Source organism: Longimicrobium sp. (genome assembly GCF_036399935.1).
Taxonomy (GTDB): domain Bacteria; phylum Gemmatimonadota; class Gemmatimonadetes; order Longimicrobiales; family Longimicrobiaceae; genus Longimicrobium.
This window is the reverse complement of sequence record NZ_DASWMD010000030.1, coordinates 26,564-43,144: the sequence shown is the minus strand read 5'-3', so window position 1 is coordinate 43,144 and position 16,581 is coordinate 26,564. Positions and strand designations below refer to the sequence as shown.

Sequence of the window (16,581 nt, the reverse complement as noted above, 5' to 3'; positions counted from 1 at the left end):
CCCCGACGCTGCGAAAGGCGGGCCATCGGCAGAACCTGACGGGGGATCGATGACGGTTGGGGGAGGACAGGGGTGAGCGAAACGTTCCGCCCGGCGCGCCCGGATGAGATCGACGACGTGGCCCGGCTGGAGGCGCACAGCTTTCCCGCGCCGGACCGGGGCCACGAGTGGTGGGAAGACTTCCTTCTGAATGGCCCGCACGGCGGGATCGAGGCGCTGTGGGCGGCCGAGGAGCGCGGACGGCTGGTGGGCGCCTGCCAGCTCCTGTGGATGCGCCAGTGGATCGGCGGCGTGTCGATGCCGGTGATGGGGCTGGGCTCGGTGGCCATCGCCCCCACGCACCGCAAGCGGGGCCTGGCCACGCGCCTGCTGATCGCGGGCTTCGAGCACGCCCGCGAGCGCGGCGACGTGGGATCGGTGCTGTATCCCTTCCGCGCCTCGTTCTACGAAGGGCTGGGCTACGGCCTGGCCGGCGAGGCCCACCAGTACCAGGTGCCGCCGTCGCTGCTGCCGGACGACAAGCAGGAGCGCATGCGGGTGCGCATGGTGGACGGCGAGGACGACGAAGCCGCCATGCGCGCCATCTACCGCGAAGCCGCGCAGCGCCTGCAGACGGGCCAGCTGGACCGCACGGAGCGCAACTGGCGGCAGAGCTGGAAGCGCGACGACCTGGCCGCGGTGCTGTACTGGGGCGAGAGCGGCGAGGCCGAGGGCTACGCAATCGTCCGCTACCGGGCAGACCTGCCCATCGACCGCCGCTTCATCGAGCTCGAGGAGCGGGTGTGGCTGTCGCTGCCGGCGCAGCGCGGCATCTACGCCTGGCTTTCGAGCCTGGGCGACCAGTGGCGCGAGGTGGTGTACCGCGCCCACCCGGAAGAGGGCTTCGGCGACCGGCTGAGCGAGCCGCGGCTGCCGCTTCTCTCCGCACCGAGCTGGGGGTTGTGGTTTCCCAGCGCCACCCTGCTGCGCGGGCCCATGTTCCGGGTGCTGGACGTTCCCGCCGCGCTGGCCCTGCGGCAGCTGGCGGTGAACTGCGACATGACGCTGGTGCTGGAAGTGGACGACGAGCAGATCCCGGAAAACCGGGGACCCTGGCGGGTGCACCTGGACGGGCGCCGCATGGAGGTGGAGCCGTACACGGGCGGGCACGTCGACGCCACCATGCGGCTGCCGGTGGACACGCTGTCGCGCATCTTCATCGGCGCGATCGCCCCATGGCAGGCCGTGGCCGGGGGGCTGGCCACCATCGACCGGCCGGCGGTGATCCAGCGGCTGGACCAGGCGCTGGCGGTGCCCAAGCCGTGGATGTTCGACCGGTTCTGACGGGGGCGGCGGGTTAGGGAAGAGGGATTCGAGGGGGGAGCAACCGGCTTCGGCACGGGCCGGGGGTCACGCGAGCAATGGGGAGGCGAGATGCGGGGACACACGTGGGGGCGGCGGACGGCCGCGTTGACGACGGTGATGCTGGCGTTCGCCCTGGCGGCGTGCGGCGGCGGGGGCGGAGACCAGAAGGCCCAGGGGCCGGCGGACGAGGGCGCCCCGGCGGGCAACTTCAAGACGTTCACGGGCCACGCCCCGGGGGGCAGCCTGATCGTGCTGGCGGAGGGCGACCCCGACGACCTGAACCCGCTGACCTACGACAGCAACACCGCGTATCAGCTGGTGCACCTGATGTTCCGCGCGCTGGGCCGGCGCGACAGCACGCTGGTCAGCTACACGCCCGACCTGCTGCAGGGGTGGGAGCAGCCCGACAGCGCCACCGTACTGCTGAAGGTGCGCCCCGGCCTCAAGTGGCACGACGGGCGTCCGGTGACGGCGAACGACGTCGTCTTCACCATCGAGCGGCAGAAGGACCCCAAGACCGCGTCGCCCCGCACGGCCGACGTGGCGGGGGTGGAGACCGTGCGCGCCACGGACAGCATGACGGTGGAGGTGAAGCTCAACCGCACGGGCCCGTCCACCCTGAACGCGCTGCTGGAGGTGGTGCCCGTTCCCCGGCACCTGCTGGAGTCCGTGGCGCCCGAGGCGCTGCGCCACGCGCCGTTCAGCAGCAACCCGGTGGGCAACGGGCTGTTCCGCTTTGGCACCTGGCAGAAGGGGCAGCAGGTGACGGTGGTGGCCAACGAGGACGCGCCCGAGGGCCGGCCCGCGCTGGACCGCATCGTCGTCCGCAACGTTCCCGAGCCCACGGCCCGGCTGACGGAGTTGATGAACGGCAACGCCGACCTGGCGAAGATCCCGGCACACCAGTACAAGGAGCTGCAGAACGCCCGCGGCCTGCAGCTGCACACGGCCGCGCAGGTGCGGCCGGCGTGGATCACCTGGAACGTCAACCGGCCGCCGGTGAACGACCCCGCCGTGCGCCGCGCCATCCTGATGGGCGTCAACCGGCAGGGGCTGGTCTCGGGCCTCTTCGGCGAGAAGGGCTCGCCCGCGCTGTCCGTCATTCCGCCCAAGCTGAGCCCCGGCGGCAGCGCCCGGCCCATTCCGTACGACGTCAACGGCGCCAGGCAGCTGCTGGCCCAGGCGGGATGGGTAGACACGAACCGCGACGGCATCGTCGAAAAGAACGGCCAGCCGCTGCGGGTGGAGGTGGAGTTCAGCAGCTCCGACCCCATCCGCGGCGACATGCTGATCGCCATGCAGGCGCAGCTGAAGCAGATCGGGGTAGACCTGGCCCCGCGGCAGTACGAGCGCACCACCTGGGTGGAGCGGCTGCGCGGGCGCAACTTCACGGGCTCGTTCTGGGGCTGGGGATGGGGCCCGGGGGTGATGGGCCCGAATGCGGAGATGGTGTTCCACTCGCGGTCCATTCCGCCCAAGGGCGCCAACTTCGCCGGGTACAGCAACCCGCGGACGGACGCTCTGATCGACAGCATCCTGGCGCAGAACGACAAGGCGCAGGCGCAGGGGCTGTGGCAGCGGCTGGAGCAGCAGCTGATCGATGACGCGGCGTACGCGCCCATCTTCCTGGACCCGGAGTTCTACGCGGCCAACGAGCGGTTCGGCAACGTGAAGTTCCGCGGCCCCGAGTGGTGGGAAGACGTGATCTACTGGCACATTCCGGCCAACCGCCGCCTGCCGCGCGACCGGGCGCGGGGGTAAGGCCCCCCTCTCCCGGCCTCTCCCCCGCAAACTGCGCGGGAGAGAGGGGGCGCGCTTCGGCAGGGATGGCGCGACCGACAGAAGGCGGCCCTCCTCCACACCGGTGGAGGAGGGCCGCGTCTTCGCCTGTCGTGACCGAAGTTATCGGGAGACTCGGGCGGCGATCGATTCCGGCACCAGCTCCGGGTTCCGGAAGCCGTGCTTCTTGTTCAGGTAGTACTCGGCGATCTGCGCGGCGAGGGGGGCCGCCGCGCCCGAGCCGCTGTCTCCGAACTCCACGATCACCGCGATCACCACCTCGGCCTTGCCGCCGCGCGGGCCGGCGAATCCCGTGAACCAGGCGTGGTCCTTGGTGGGGTCGGCCGAGTTCTGCGACGTGCCCGTCTTGCCGTACAGCTTGAAGCGCCGCAGCTCCACCGCGTGCGCGGTGCCGCCCGCCTCGATCACGGCGGCCAGCCCCTGCCAAAGCGAGCCCAGCGTCTCTCCGCTGACGCCCAGGTCCGTTTCCACCGGCGCGTCGCTGCCCATCAGCATGTGCGGCCGTCGCGCGACGCCCCCCCCGGCGAGGGCAGAGTAGAACTGCGCCATGCGCAGCGGCGTCTGCGAGTTGGGGCCCTGCCCGATGGCGAGGTTCATGACCTCGCTGGGGGGCGGCCGCCAGCCGAAGCGGCGGACGTACCAGTCGCGCCCGCTGGGAAAGGTGCCCACGCGCTCGCCCGGAAGGTCCACGCCCGTGGCCCGGCTGAAGCCCAGCCGCGTCCCGGCGCTCGTCAGGTTCTCCAGCCCCAGGCGGATTCCCAGCTGGTAGAAGTACACGTTGCACGAGTTGGCGATGGCCCGCGTAAGGTCCTGCGGGCCGTGCCCCTCGCGCTTCATGCAGCGCGAGTAGCGCCCGGCGTACGCCATGCCGCCCACGCAGGGGATGGGCATCACGTCCGCCGGCTTCATGACTCCGCGCTCCAGCGCGGCGATGGCCGTCGCCAGCTTCCAGGTGCTGGCCGGGGGATAGGTGCCCGCCAGGGCGCGGTTCAGCATGGGGCGCGCGGGGTCCTCGTTCAGCAGCGCCCAGTCCGTACCCGACACGCCGCCCACGAACAAGTTGGGGTCGTACGTGGGCGCCGAGTACATGGCCAGGATCTCGCCCGTGGACGGCACCATGGCCACCACGGCGCCCCGCATTCCCTCCGGAAAGATCTGGTGGGCGTAGCGCTGAAGATCCAGGTCCAGGGTGAGCTTCAGGTCCTTCCCCGGCTCGGGCGGGTCCGACACGGTGGGGGCAAAGCGGCCCAGCACCCGTCCGCGCGCGTCCACCTCCACGTACTGCGCGCCCATGGTGCCGCCCAGGTCCGCCTCGTACTGCCGCTCGATCCCCGTCTTGCCGATGTGCTGGCCCTGGCGATAGCCCTGGAAGTCCTTGCTCTGCAGCTCGCGGTCGTTGATCTCGAGCACGTAGCCCACCACGTGCGCCACCGCCGGGCCCGCCGGGTAGCGGCGCACGGGGTAGGGCTGAAGCACCAGCCCCTGGATGCGCCCGTTGCGCTCCTCGAGCTTGGACACCTGCTCGAAGGTGAGCAGCCGCGACACCATCACCGGCTTGCCGCGGCTGGCGCCCGAGGCGCGCACGGCGGCCTCGATGGTGGCGGTGTCCAGGCGAAGGAGCCCCGCCACGGCCGACACGCGGGCCCGCACCGAGTCGGCCGGGCCCGGCTCCACCAGGAGCGCGTAGCCCGTCACCGTTTCGGCGACGATCTTTCCGTTGCGGTCGAAGACGGTGCCGCGGGGCGCGGCGATGGGAACGACGTCGAAGCGGTTGTCGTCGGCGCGAAGCAGGAACTCGTTGTTCCGCAGGATCTGCGTGCGGAAGAACGCCGACCCCAGCAGCCCCAGCGCGAAGACGCAGAAAAGGATGCCGGTCAGCGCGCGCTGGCGGCGGGAATGGGGGTGAAACGGGTCCGCGGGGCGGACGGAGAATTCCTGGAAGCGTGACATCCGGGAGAACCGGCAGAAACCACTGTGAGGGGACGGTGTAAACTTATATCGACTAACGCGTTCGCGCCAGTCGGAACCCTCGGCTGCCCGGGGTGTCTGATCGTCGCCGGGCAGAGGCGCGCAGTGCGTCCCTTGCGCGGCGGCGTGTGGGCGGTATCTTATGCGCTTACATTACCCGCGCCAGATTCGCGCATCCGCGGCGGCCCCCGGGCACGCTACTTGACGGCCTTTCGTCCGCGCGGAACCCAACCCGACACGTGAGGGCAGCTTCCTTTCCATCCGGCGATCCCGCCGGCGGGCCCTGCGTGTCAGCAAAAAAGCAAACCAGAACCACCGCATGAGCCTCTCCACCCAGCCGACCGCCGCGGCGCGTCCCGCCGCCGCGTCCCAGCCCGCGGATGGCATCCTCGAAGTGCTTCCCAGCGGCAGCGGCTTCCTTCGCACAGCCGTGCACGGCTACCAGGCCGCCGACGGGGACGTCTTCGTTTCGCAGTCCGTCATCCGGCGCCTGGGGCTGCGCACCGGCGACCGGGTGCAGGGCACCACGGGCACCCCGCCCGGGCGCGGCAAGAGCTCGCCCCTGGACGAGGTGATCACCGTCAACGGGCTGGATCCGTCGCTGGCGCGCGGCCGGGTGGATTTCGGCAGCCTGCCGGCGTCGTACCCCGACGAGCGGCTGAAGCTGGAGATCGTGGAAGAGGCGCCCGCCGGCCGCGGCCGCCGCGACTACACCAACCGCATCATCGACCTGATCTCGCCGCTGGGCAAAGGGCAGCGCGCGCTGATCGTGGCCCCGGCCAAGGCGGGCAAGACCACGGTGCTGCAGGCCATCATGCGGGGCGTGCACACCAACTATCCCGACGCGGCGCTGATGGTGCTGCTGGTGGACGAGCGGCCGGAAGAGGTCACCGAAATGCAGATGCTGGGCATCGGCGAGGTGATCGCGAGCTCGTTCGACTGCCCGGCCGAGCGGCACGTGGCGGTGGCCGAGATGGTGCTGGAGCACGCGCGGCGCCTGGTGGAGAGCGGCCGCGACGTGGTGATCGTTCTCGACTCGCTGACCCGCCTGGCGCGCGCCTACAACACCAGCGAGCGCGGCACCGGGCGCATGCTTTCGGGCGGCATCGACAGCGGTGCGCTGGAAAAGCCCAAGCGCTTCTTCGGCAGCGCGCGCAAGGTGCGGGGCGGCACCGGCAGCCTGACCATCATCGCCACGGCGCTGATCGACACCGGCAGCCGCGGCGACGAGGTGATCTTCGAGGAGTTCAAGGGTACGGGCAACAGCGAAATCGTGCTCGACCGCACGCTGGCCGACAAGCGCATCTACCCGGCCATCGACATCGAGAAGAGCGCCACCCGCCGGGAGGAGATGCTGTTCCCGCCCGAGCACCTGGACAAGATCTTTCAGCTTCGGCGCGCGCTGCACTCGCTGAACCCGGAAGACGCGATCAACCTGCTGACCAAGCAGATGAACGACACGCGCAGCAACGACGAGCTCCTCGGCCGCCTGCGCTGAAGTCTGCGGTTCGGAGCAGAAGAAGGGCGGCGATCCCGGGTGTGGGGTCGCCGCCCTCTGCTTTGTGCTGCGACAGTTTCTACCCCCGTTTCACGCAGAGGACGCAGAGAAGACAGAGAGGACGCAGAGAACTTCGCTTGCTCTCTGCGTCCTCTCCGTTCCCTCTGCGACCTCTGCGTGAAACGTGTTTCAATCGTTCGCGGGGATCACTCCGCAGGCGATCCGCGCGCCCGAGTTGCCGCTGGGGTCGGTGACCTGGTCGTCGGCGCTGGCGTGGATCACCAGCGCGGTGCCGCCCGGCTTGCGCAGCGAGTTGGCCGCGCCGCCTTCCAGCGTGGCTCCACGCGCGGTGCCGGTGAGCGAGCCGCGCCGGTTGGCGTCTACCACCAGGTTGGGCAGGTCGCCCGCGTGCGGCCCCTGCGGATTCTGCAGCCCGTGCTGCTTTCCCCCCGGGTTCAGGTGCCCGCCCGCGCTGGTGAAGTCCGGCCCATCGCACCGCCCCGCCTGGTGCAGGTGCACGCCGTGCGTTCCCGGCGGCAGCCCGTTGACGCTCAGCGTGACCTGCACTCCGCCCGTTCCCGGGCGGAGCAGCGCCGTCCCCACCGTGGCCCCATCGGCGCCGCGCACGGTGATGGTGTGCACGTCCGCCGCCATCCCGCCCCCGCCCATCCCGGCGCAGCCGGCCAGGAGCGTGAGGGCGATCAGGGTGACGGGCGTTCTCACCGCGCCTCCCCGTTCGCGCCCGCCACGCCCGCACTGGCCTGCGCGGCCGGCGCCGCCACCACGGCGCAGGCGATGCGCGCGCCGGAGTTGCCGCTGGGGTCGGTCCGCTGGTCGTCAGCGGCGGCGTGCACCACCAGCGCGGTGCCGTCCGCGTCGAACAGGGGCAGCGTCCCGGGCCGCCACGCCGCGGCCACCACCGCCTCCACGTGGCCCGCGCGGTTGGAGCCTACCGTCAGGTTCGGAAGGTCGCCCAGGTGGGGGCCTCGCGGGTTGCGCGTCCCGTGCTGGTTGTTGGTGGGGTTCAGGTGCGGCCCCGCGGTGGTGAAGTCCGGCTCGTCGCACCGGCCCACCGCGTGAAGGTGCGTCCCGTGCGTCCCCGCCGCCACGCCCGTGGCGTGCACCATCACGTGCGTGGAATCGCCCCGCTCCGTCAGCGCCACCGTGCCCACCTGCGTGCCGCGCGTATCGTACAGCGGCGCCGTGAAGGTGCGCGGAACCGCGGGCCCCGCCTCCTGGGCCGCCGGCCCGCACGCCCCCAGCACCGCCGCCGCCGCGGCCAGCACGTATCCGTTCCTCGTCATCCTCGTCCCCCATCGGCCAGTTGAATCCGCGTTCCGCGCCCTCCGGCGCCGCCGCGCCGGGTAGCAAGGATCGTGCGTCCCGCGATCTACTAAGAAACTAGTTGACAGGGTGCGGGGTCGCGATTATCATCTACTATGACTCTAGTAGATAGAAGAGGCCAGCGTGGAAATCAGCTTTACCGAGCGTGAGCTGGACGTGATGGGAGTGCTGTGGGAGACCGGGGGCGCCACCGTCGCCGAGGTGCGCGAGCGCCTTCACGACGATCTTGCGTACACTACCGTGCTCACCGTCCTGCGCACGCTGGAGGAGAAGGGGCACGTGGGCCACACCGAAGAGGGAAAGGCCCACCGCTACCACCCGCTGGTGCAACGCCAGGACGCCGGCACAAGCGCGCTCAAGCGCATGCTGCGCAAGCTGTTCAAGAACTCGCCCGAGCTGCTGCTGACCCAGCTGGTGTCCGACCGCGACCTGTCGGACGGCGAGCTGCGGCGGATGAAGCGGATGCTGGACGAACGCCTGGGAAAGGAGGAGCCGTGATGGTGCACTGGATGGCGTACTGCTTGGGCGTCGGTGCGCTTCTCTCCGCCGCCGCGCTCGCGATGGAGGCCGCGCTGCGTTCCTTCCGCCGGCCGGCCCGCTGGGTGTGGGCCGCCGCGCTGGCGCTTTCCATCGCCGTCCCCGCCGCTGTCCGCTGGGGCCCGGGCTCCGCCGAGCCGCCCGCGTCCCCGCTCGCCGTGGCGGCTCCACTGGCCAGCGGCACCGGGTCCATCAGGCCCGCGGCTCCCGTGGCCGCCGTGCGTCCGCTGATCGACCTCCACGCGCTGGACCGCCCTCTCCTCGTGGGCTGGGCGGGACTGTCGATCGGGGTCGCGTTCGCCTGGCTCGGTGCCTGGGGCATGCTGCAGTGGCGGCGGCGGAGGTGGCGGGAGCGCAGGGTCGATGGCGTGCGCGTCCTGGTCTCGGCCGACACCGGACCCGCCGTAGTGGGATGGATCCGCCCCCGGATCGTGCTTCCCGAGGGGGTCGTCCGCGACGCCGACCCGTCCACCCGCCGGATGATCCTGCAGCACGAGACCGAGCACCTGGCCGCCGGCGATCCCCGGATGCTGGCATTCGCGCTGATCGCCATCGCCCTGGTTCCGTGGAGCCCGGCCGCGTGGTGGCAGCTGCGTCGGCTGCGGCTGGCGATGGAGGTGGATTGCGATGCGCGCGTCCTGGCGCGGCGGGCGGACGTTCGGGCGTATGGCGAGCTGCTGCTGGAAGTCGGGCGCCGCGGGGCGGGAACTCGCCTGCCCGTGGCGGCGATGTCGGAACCGAGAAGCTTTCTGGAGAGGAGAATCCGCATGATGACGCAACGATCTCATCCACGGCGAATCCCCACGTCCCTGGGCCTGGTGGCACTCTCGGCGGCGGCCGTCGCCGTGGTGCAGCTGCTCCCCATCCCGTCCGTGCCCGCGGCTGCGGCCCAGGTTTCGGCGGTCGCCAGGGACACGGTTCAACCTGTCCTCGTGAACCCGGCGCAGATCGTTCGTGCCCTGGATGCCGAGTATCCGCCGCTCCTGCGGGAGGCGGGGATCACGGGAATCGTGGAGGTCCGCCTGAAAGTGACGGCCCAGGGCGGCATTGCCGCGGCTACCGTCGTGCGCGCGACCGATCCGCGTTTCAGCGAGCCCGCGACGCGCGCGCTCCGGGTCGCCCGGTTCCGCCCGGCCCGGGCACAGGGAGCGGCCGTAGCGACGACCATCACCATCCCCGTCCGCTTCGAGCCGGCGCTCGCGCCCGGTCATCCTCGGTCGGCGAGCGCCCCGCAGCCGTGGGACGAGGCGCCGCAGCTGGTGAACGGCGCCCAGGTGCCGCGCATGCTCGAGGCCGAGTATCCGCCGCTGCTGCGGGAGGCCGGGATTCGCGCGGAGGCTCAGGTGAGTATCCGCATCTCCGCCACGGGAGTGGTGGAAAGCGTGAAGGCAGTCTCGGCTTCGCACGCCGAGGCGCGCGCCGCGGCGGAGCGCGCCCTCCGCGGCGCGCGCTTTCGTCCGGCCCGCAAGGACGGGGTGCCGATCGCGGCAGAGGTGCTGCTGCCGGTGTTGTTCACTCCCCCCGCCGCGCAGCCGTAGCGCGGTAGGGCGGAGAGTCGACGGTCTTCCTGAGGCTCCCGCTGCACAGGGGAGGGGGAGAACGTCCGCGCGATGGGGCTGACACTGGCGCACGCCGCGGCCGCCCCCCCTCTCCCGGCCTCTCCCCCGCAAACTGCGCGGGAGAGAGGAGAACGTCGATCGAGGTTCGACTGGTTGCCTCGCATGCCGCGGGAGCCCCCTCCCCCCCGGCCCCCGCTGCGCAGGGGAGGGGGAGACCTGAATCGCACTCCGGCCGGCCTCGCGCACTCGACTGGCTCCCTTCCCCCGCGGCAGTTTGCGGGGGAAGGGCTGGGGATGGGGGGCCCCGGCCCGGGCACCGAACCCTGCCCACCCACGCCTCGGCCCTGGTTTGTACCCCCTGTCCCACGCTGTTTGTGGGAGAGGGTGGCACGCGTGTCAGCGCGGCCGGGTGAGGGCCCCACGGCAGCCGAGGCCTCTGGATCGATGACCGCTGCCGCGCCCCGACGAGTTCGTGTCCCAGGTTAGATCCTTCGGCCCGCGACGCTTGTGCCGCGGGCCGGTTTCGTTCGCCTGGGCCCCAGGATGACAGGCCCGATTTCGGTCCCGGTCGTCGAGGGTGCCGCGGCGGATGGTGCGCCCGTATATTGTATTCATCCTTCCCATCGCAGCTCCCGCGCGAGGCAGCACGCCGCCGCCCCCGCGCCTTTTTCATCCCACAGGAGAGACGCAACCCATGCGACGTACCCTGTCCGCGGCGCTCGTGGGCGCGGTGGCCGCCGCCGGCGCGCTGGGCGCCCAGGAGCAGCCACACGCGTTTCGCGGCGCCACCCTCCTTCCCATCGCCGGCCAGGCCATCCAGAACGGCGTGCTGGTGGTGCAGGGCGGAAAGATCACCGCCATCGGGGGCGCCGACACGCCCATCCCCACGGGCGCCGTGGTCCACGACGCCGCGGGCAAGACCATCATGCCGGGGCTGGTGGACACGCACTCGCACATCGGCGGGGGCGACGGCGGCGACCGCTCGTCGCCCATGCATCCGTCCGTGCGCATCCTGGACGCCATCGACGCACGCGACGACGGCATCCAGAAGGCGCAGGCGGGCGGCGTTACCACCGTCAACGTGATGCCCGGCTCCGGCCTGCTGCTGAGCGGCCAGACCGTGTACCTGAAGCTGCGCGACGGCAACGACATCTACGACCTGGCCTACTGCCGCGACGTGCTGCGCGACATCTGCGGCGGGATGAAGATGGCCAACGGCACCAACCCGCGCGGCGAGCCGCCGTTTCCCGGCACGCGCGCCCGCGCCGCCTCCATGATGCGCGAGCGGTTCGTCCGCGCGCAGGAGTACCGCGACAAGGCGCGCCGGGCCGGCGGGCTCGACAAGGTGACGCCGCGCGACCTGGAGATGGAGGGGCTGGTGGAGGTGCTGGACGGGCGCCGCACGGTGCACTTTCACACCCATCGCGCCGATGACATCCTCACCGCGCTGCGGCTGGCCCAGGAGTTCGGGTTCCGCATCGTGCTTCACCACGTCAGCGAGGCGTGGAAGGTGGCCGACGACATCGCGCGTTCGGGCGCGGCCTCGTCCATCATCGTCGTCGATGCGCCGGGTGGTAAGCTGGAGGCCATCGACACCCGCTACGAGAACGGCATGGCGCTGGAGCGCGCGGGCGCCCTGGTCGCGTTTCACACGGACGACGGCATCACCGACAGCCGCTGGTTCCTGCGCCAGGCGGGGCTGGGGGTGCGCGCGGGGATGTCGCGCGAGCGGGCGCTGGAGGCCATGACCATCGCCGGCGCGCGGATGCTGGGGCTGCAGGACCGCGTGGGCACGCTGGAGCGCGGCAAGGACGCCGACTTCGTGGTGCTTTCCGGCGATCCGCTCTCCGTCTACACCCGCGTGGAGCAGACCTGGGTGGAGGGGAGCAAGGTGTTCGACTTCGCGGATGCGAACGACCGCATGTACGCCGTCGGCGGCTTCGGCGTGTTCGGCGACGGGGCCGCGCACGCCCACGAAGGCGAGGAGGGCCACTGATGATGTGCACCCTGATGATTCTCGCCGCCGCGTTCGCTTCGATCGCACTCCCGCTGCACGCGCAGGTGGCGGTGCGTGGCGAGACGGTCTACACGATGGCTGGCGCCGCCATCCGCGACGGCGTGGTGCTGATCGGCGCCAACGGAAAGATCGAGCGCGTGGGGCCCGCCTCCGAAGTGCATGTGCCGGCGGGCTATCGCGTGGTCACCGGCCGCGTGGTGACGCCCGGGCTGGTGGATGCGCACTCGGTCGTGGGCCTCGCCGGCGCGCTGGGCCAGGCGCACGACCAGGACCAGCTGGACCGCACCGAGGCGCTGCAGCCCGAGCTTCGCGCCATCGACGCCTACAACGCCCGCGACGAGCTGGTGTCGTGGCTGCGCGGCTTCGGCGTGACGACGGTGCACACGGGGCACGGGCCGGGCGCGCTGATCAGCGGGCAGACCATGATCGTCAAGACGCGCGGCGACGACGTGGGCGACGCGCTGGTCGATACGGCGACGATGGTGGCGTTCACGCTGGGCCCGTCCGTGGGGCAGAACTTCCGCAACGCAGGCACGCGGGCGCGCGGGATGGCCCTGGTGCGGACCGAGCTGATCCGAGCGCAGGAGTACGCCCGCAAGCAGCGCGCGGGCGATGCGCAGCCGCGCGACCTGGGGCACGAGGTGCTGGGGCGGGTGCTGAACCGCGAGATGCCTGCGCTGATCACCGCCAACCGCGTGTCGGAAATCCTGGCGGCGCTGCGGCTGAAGGAGGAGTTCGGCTTCGACCTGGTGCTGGACGGCGCGGCCGAGTCGTACATGGTGATCGACGAGATCCGGCGGGCCGGCGTTCCCGTGATCATCCACCCGTCCATGGTGCGGCTGACGGGCGAAACGCAGAGCGCCACGCTGGAGACGGCGCGCCGCCTGCGCGAAGCCGGCATCACCGTGGCGCTGCAGAGCGGGTACGAGGGCTACGTGCCCAAGACGCGCGTGGTGCTGTTCGAGGCGGCGATCGCGGCGGCGAACGGCATGGCGTTCGAGGATGCGCTGCGGACCATCACCATCGACGCGGCGCGCGTCATTGGGCTGGGCGACCGCGTGGGATCGCTGGAGCGGGGCAAGGATGGCGACGTGGCGGTGTTCGACGGCGACCCGTTCGAGTACACCTCCCACGTCTGCGCCGTCGTCATCGAGGGGCAGGTCGTCAGCGAGACCTGCAGGTAGGCGCCCGCGTCTCTGCTCGATCGCCCCGCCCAGGCTTCGTGCCGGGGCGGGGCGATTCGCGTTCACGCGCAGGAGGCTTCCACCGTCAGCGAAACCGGTTCCGTCGTGATCGTCGCGACGCCCAATTCGGCGGCCGCCGCGGCGGAGAGCAGGTTGGGCTGCAGTGCCGGGCGGGCGAGGAAGTAGCCCTGGCCCGCCTCCACGCCCAGGCTTCGCAGCGTCGCGAATTCCTCCCGAGTCTCGATCCCCTCGGCGATGACGACGCTGGACAGGGCGCTTCCCATCACCACCAGGGCCGAAACCGCCGCCCGCACGCCTCGTCTGCTGTCGACGTCCTGCACCAGCGAGCGGTCGATCTTCAGGTACTCGGGCTCCACCTCCGCCACGATCCGCAGGTCCGAGTGGCCGGAGCCCACGTCGTCGATCGCCAGGGCGAACCCGGCGGCGCGCCAGGCCCGAATGCCCGCGCGCAGCCGGCCCCAATCGCTCACCCCGTGCCCCTCGGTGATCTCCACCACGATCGAGGATGGACGCATGCCCGCGCCGGCCGCGGCGACCTCGATGAAGTCGACGTTCTCGCGGCGGCAGATTTCGTCCACGCACAGGTTCAGGAACAGCTTTCCACGCGATTCGCCACACTCGGCCGACGAGCGGTTGATGGCGACGGCGCAGCACAGGCGCTCCAGCGACGAGGTTCGCCCCTGCTTGCGCGCTTCGCCGAACAATCGGTCGGCGAGGGCGAACTCGCCTTCCACGCCCCGGCTCAACGCCTCGCAGCCGAGGACGGCGCCGTCATCCAGGCGGAAGATCGACTGGAAGCTGGTGCGTACAGCCCGAGTTTCGATCACGTGGTCCAGGGTCATCTCGTCCCTCGCTTGAAATCCGGGATCCCCCGCGGCTGTCCTGGCGCCGACCGCGGGGTGCTGTAGATGCAGAAAGGACTTCTGCGGGGACTGCGACGTCACATCCGGTTATCTGCTACCAAAGGTTGTAGGAGTCGCGTGCGGTCTACTCGATGACGAAGAGGGGCACCCGGCCTTCGGGTGCCCCTCCTCTCCTGCTTCGATCCGCGGTGGGCTGCTGGCCACTCACGCACCAGGATCGGTGTCCCCGCGCTTTTTGGTACCCGTCGTAACGTCGACCAGGTGCATCACCTCGCGCGCGCGGCGCAGTGCGGCCTGGGTGGCCTGCCACAGTGCCCCCGCACGTGTGGATTCGTTGCCGGCCTCGGCGGGCCTGGGACGCTCCGCCGGTGCGGCGGTCCGGGGCGCGGCGGCGGCGCTCGGTTCGAGCACGGCCGTTCCCAGCGCGGCGCCGACGAACTCGCCGGACATGAGCCACCTGCGAAGCGTATCGTCGTCCACCTCTTCCCACCCGTCGGGAATGGGGTGAAGGCGCCGGCGCTCGCCGTCGGACTCGAAGCTGAGCCAGCCGCCCGCGTACCGGGCACGCACCTCGGCCTTGGAGCGCGGCCGCGTGTCCCACACCTGCCAGCGGCTCCCCGCCGCATCCACGAATTCCCTGTGAGCCATTCCAGCAGCCGATCCTGTGGGAGAAACCATTGAAACGCGCGGGCACCCGCCCTGGCGCGGAATCATCTCTATGCGCAATCGAGGAAGCACCTTGGCACGACGTGCGAAACGCCCCGCCGGTCACATCGCGCGCCCCGACGCGGTACGCCGGTGCGGGTTCACGGCGGATGAAGTGCTACGAACCTTGCAGCGTCTCGCCGCGTCCGCGGAACGCAGTTACCTTCGTGGCCGGAGTCCGCCTGGTTACCTCTTCTTCTTAAAGATGTAAAGATGAGAGCACGAATCCTAGCCCTTGCGCTGGCGCTCAGCGCACTGTTTGCCACGCCGGCGCACGCCTGGGACGAGCTGGGCCACCGCGTGGTGGCGCAGATCGCGTGGGAGAACATGACCCCCGCCGCGCGCGCGCGGGCCATCCAGATCCTGCGCGCCGCCCCGCCGCGGTCGGGAATCGCCGCGCTGCGGCCGACGACGGGCACCGAGGCCGAGCGCGACCGCGAGTGGTTCACCTGGGCCGCCGTGTGGCCGGACCTGATCCGCGACCGCGACCATCCGGGCTTCGTCTACGCGCATTCCGACTGGCACTACGTCAACTTCTTCTGGGAAGTGGGCCCCAACGGCCAGCCGCGCGACCGGCCCGACATGCCCCGCGCCGGGCTGCTGATCGACCAGGTGCAGCGCATTTCGGGAACGCTGGGGAGCGCGGCGGTGCCGGACTCGTCCAAGGCGGTGGACCTGGCCTGGGCGCTTCACCTGATCGGCGACGGGCACCAGCCGCTGCACAACAACGCGCGCATCACCGCCCAGGACCCCGAGGGCGACCGCGGCGGCAACTCGTTCCGGCTGGCGGGGCCGTATCCGTACAGCAACCTGCACGCGTACTGGGACGGGATGGTGGGCATCGCCCTGCCGTGGCGGCAGACCGACCGCACCGAGGCGGAATACGTGGCGAGCGTCACCCAGCGGATCACCGGCCGCCATCCCATCGGGCCGCTGCGGAGCCGCCTGCTTCCCGGCCAGTACGAGACGTGGTCGCGCGAGGGGTTCCAGATCGCCAAGACCATCTATCCGTCGTGGCTGCAGCGCGACCAGCGCCCGCCGGCGCGCTACAAGCCGTTCGCCTGGCAGAAGGCCGAGCCGCGCATCGCCATCGCGGGCTACCGCCTGGCCAACTACCTGAACGTCACCCTGGGCTCCTGATCCACCGCTCCGGACCGGCGCTGGGTAGTGGGAGCGATCCGAAAGGGCAACGGATGGGCATTGATGCTCACCTGATTCCCCTTTGGATCGCTCCCATTTTTTTCTTGCCGAGCGGCCGTTCACGATGTACGCTTTGGGCCGATTCCCCGCCCGTCGCCCCGGAGCCGCCGATGCACGCAATCCTCATCCCGATCACCCTGCTCATCCTCGCCCTGCGCGCCACTCCGGCCGAAGCGCAGCGCAGCCGGCCCGCGACGGACGTGCGCCAGGTCGTGCAGCAGGTCGCGACGGCGGAGGCCGCGTATCGAGCGGCGCACGGCAGGTACACGGCGTCGCTCCGGGAACTGGGCATCGAGCGGACGCGGAGCGTGGACGTCCGCATCATCGCGGAGGGCGCGCGGGGCTTCTCCGTCGTGGCGGTCGGCACCGACGAGGAATGCGCGGTGTTCCACGGCACCGCGCGGCCGCCGCGGAGCTACGCCCGCACCGCCGCCCGCGTCGCGTGCCGGTCCCGACGCTCGTGACGACCCCGACAAAGGGCAGTTTCACGCAGAGGACGCAGAGAAGACGGAGAGGACGCAGAGGCGCTTGCATGCCCCTC

Annotated in this window: 14 protein-coding genes; 9 read left to right on the top strand and 5 right to left on the bottom strand. The window is 71.1% G+C overall.

Annotation, left to right across the window (positions count from 1 at the left end; genetic code table 11):
• The first annotated feature begins 72 nt into the window (after positions 1-72).
• The gene (locus VGB24_RS10205) at positions 73-1,323 is read left to right on the top strand and encodes a GNAT family N-acetyltransferase (RefSeq protein WP_331072839.1); all 1,251 of its coding nucleotides are present in this window, start codon (positions 73-75) and stop codon (positions 1,321-1,323) included.
• Between the two features lie 90 nt (positions 1,324-1,413).
• A complete protein-coding gene (locus VGB24_RS10200) occupies positions 1,414-3,105 on the top strand; it encodes an ABC transporter substrate-binding protein (protein ID WP_331072838.1) in 1,692 nt (563 codons plus the stop codon).
• A gap of 141 nt (positions 3,106-3,246) precedes the next feature.
• On the opposite strand, the gene mrdA is transcribed toward VGB24_RS10200, so the two are convergent.
• Positions 3,247-5,094 (bottom strand): penicillin-binding protein 2, encoded by a 1,848-nt coding sequence (mrdA, locus tag VGB24_RS10195; protein WP_331072837.1) that lies wholly within the window; start codon positions 5,092-5,094, stop codon positions 3,247-3,249.
• 337 nt (positions 5,095-5,431) lie between these two features.
• Here mrdA and rho point away from each other — a divergent pair, with 337 nt between their 5' ends.
• Entirely contained in the window at positions 5,432-6,610 is a 1,179-nt protein-coding gene (gene rho, locus VGB24_RS10190) for a transcription termination factor Rho (RefSeq protein WP_331072836.1), read from the top strand.
• 189 nt (positions 6,611-6,799) lie between these two features.
• On the opposite strand, the gene VGB24_RS10185 is transcribed toward rho, so the two are convergent.
• Both VGB24_RS10185 and VGB24_RS10180 read right to left on the bottom strand, forming a co-directional pair.
• A complete protein-coding gene (locus tag VGB24_RS10185; RefSeq protein WP_331072835.1) occupies positions 6,800-7,333 on the bottom strand; it encodes a superoxide dismutase family protein in 534 nt (177 codons plus the stop codon).
• Complete coding sequence (locus tag VGB24_RS10180; RefSeq protein WP_331072834.1) at positions 7,330-7,914, bottom strand: superoxide dismutase family protein; 585 nt, start codon at positions 7,912-7,914, stop codon at positions 7,330-7,332. The genes VGB24_RS10185 and VGB24_RS10180 overlap by 4 nt, the downstream gene beginning before the upstream one ends.
• 163 nt (positions 7,915-8,077) lie before the next feature.
• Between VGB24_RS10180 and VGB24_RS10175 the strand changes: the two genes are divergently transcribed.
• From VGB24_RS10175 to VGB24_RS10160, 4 genes are all read left to right on the top strand, one after another.
• Positions 8,078-8,452 carry a BlaI/MecI/CopY family transcriptional regulator gene (locus VGB24_RS10175; RefSeq protein ID WP_331072833.1) on the top strand — a complete coding sequence of 125 codons (375 nt, stop codon included), beginning with the start codon at positions 8,078-8,080 and terminating at the stop codon, positions 8,450-8,452.
• Complete coding sequence (locus VGB24_RS10170; RefSeq protein ID WP_331072903.1) at positions 8,452-10,029, top strand: M56 family metallopeptidase; 1,578 nt, start codon at positions 8,452-8,454, stop codon at positions 10,027-10,029. Before VGB24_RS10175 ends, VGB24_RS10170 begins: the two co-directional genes overlap by 1 nt.
• 715 nt (positions 10,030-10,744) lie before the next feature.
• Positions 10,745-12,046, top strand: a complete 1,302-nt coding sequence (locus VGB24_RS10165) for an amidohydrolase family protein (RefSeq protein ID WP_331072832.1) — start codon at positions 10,745-10,747, stop codon at positions 12,044-12,046.
• Positions 12,046-13,251 carry an amidohydrolase family protein gene (locus VGB24_RS10160; RefSeq protein ID WP_331072831.1) on the top strand — a complete coding sequence of 402 codons (1,206 nt, stop codon included), beginning with the start codon at positions 12,046-12,048 and terminating at the stop codon, positions 13,249-13,251. The genes VGB24_RS10165 and VGB24_RS10160 overlap by 1 nt, the downstream gene beginning before the upstream one ends.
• Positions 13,252-13,313: 62 nt before the next feature.
• On the opposite strand, the gene VGB24_RS10155 is transcribed toward VGB24_RS10160, so the two are convergent.
• Together VGB24_RS10155 and VGB24_RS10150 are read right to left on the bottom strand one after the other, a co-directional pair.
• On the bottom strand, positions 13,314-14,114 hold the full coding sequence (locus tag VGB24_RS10155; RefSeq protein WP_331072830.1) for an EAL domain-containing protein: 801 nt from the start codon (positions 14,112-14,114) through the stop codon (positions 13,314-13,316).
• 225 nt (positions 14,115-14,339) lie between these two features.
• Positions 14,340-14,783 carry a hypothetical protein gene (locus tag VGB24_RS10150; RefSeq protein ID WP_331072829.1) on the bottom strand — a complete coding sequence of 148 codons (444 nt, stop codon included), beginning with the start codon at positions 14,781-14,783 and terminating at the stop codon, positions 14,340-14,342.
• A gap of 270 nt (positions 14,784-15,053) precedes the next feature.
• Between VGB24_RS10150 and VGB24_RS10145 the strand changes: the two genes are divergently transcribed.
• Entirely contained in the window at positions 15,054-15,980 is a 927-nt protein-coding gene (locus VGB24_RS10145) for a S1/P1 nuclease (protein ID WP_331072828.1), read from the top strand.
• Positions 15,981-16,150: 170 nt separating this feature from the next.
• Positions 16,151-16,504 (top strand): hypothetical protein, encoded by a 354-nt coding sequence (locus VGB24_RS10140; RefSeq protein WP_331072827.1) that lies wholly within the window; start codon positions 16,151-16,153, stop codon positions 16,502-16,504.
• Positions 16,505-16,581 lie beyond the last annotated feature (77 nt).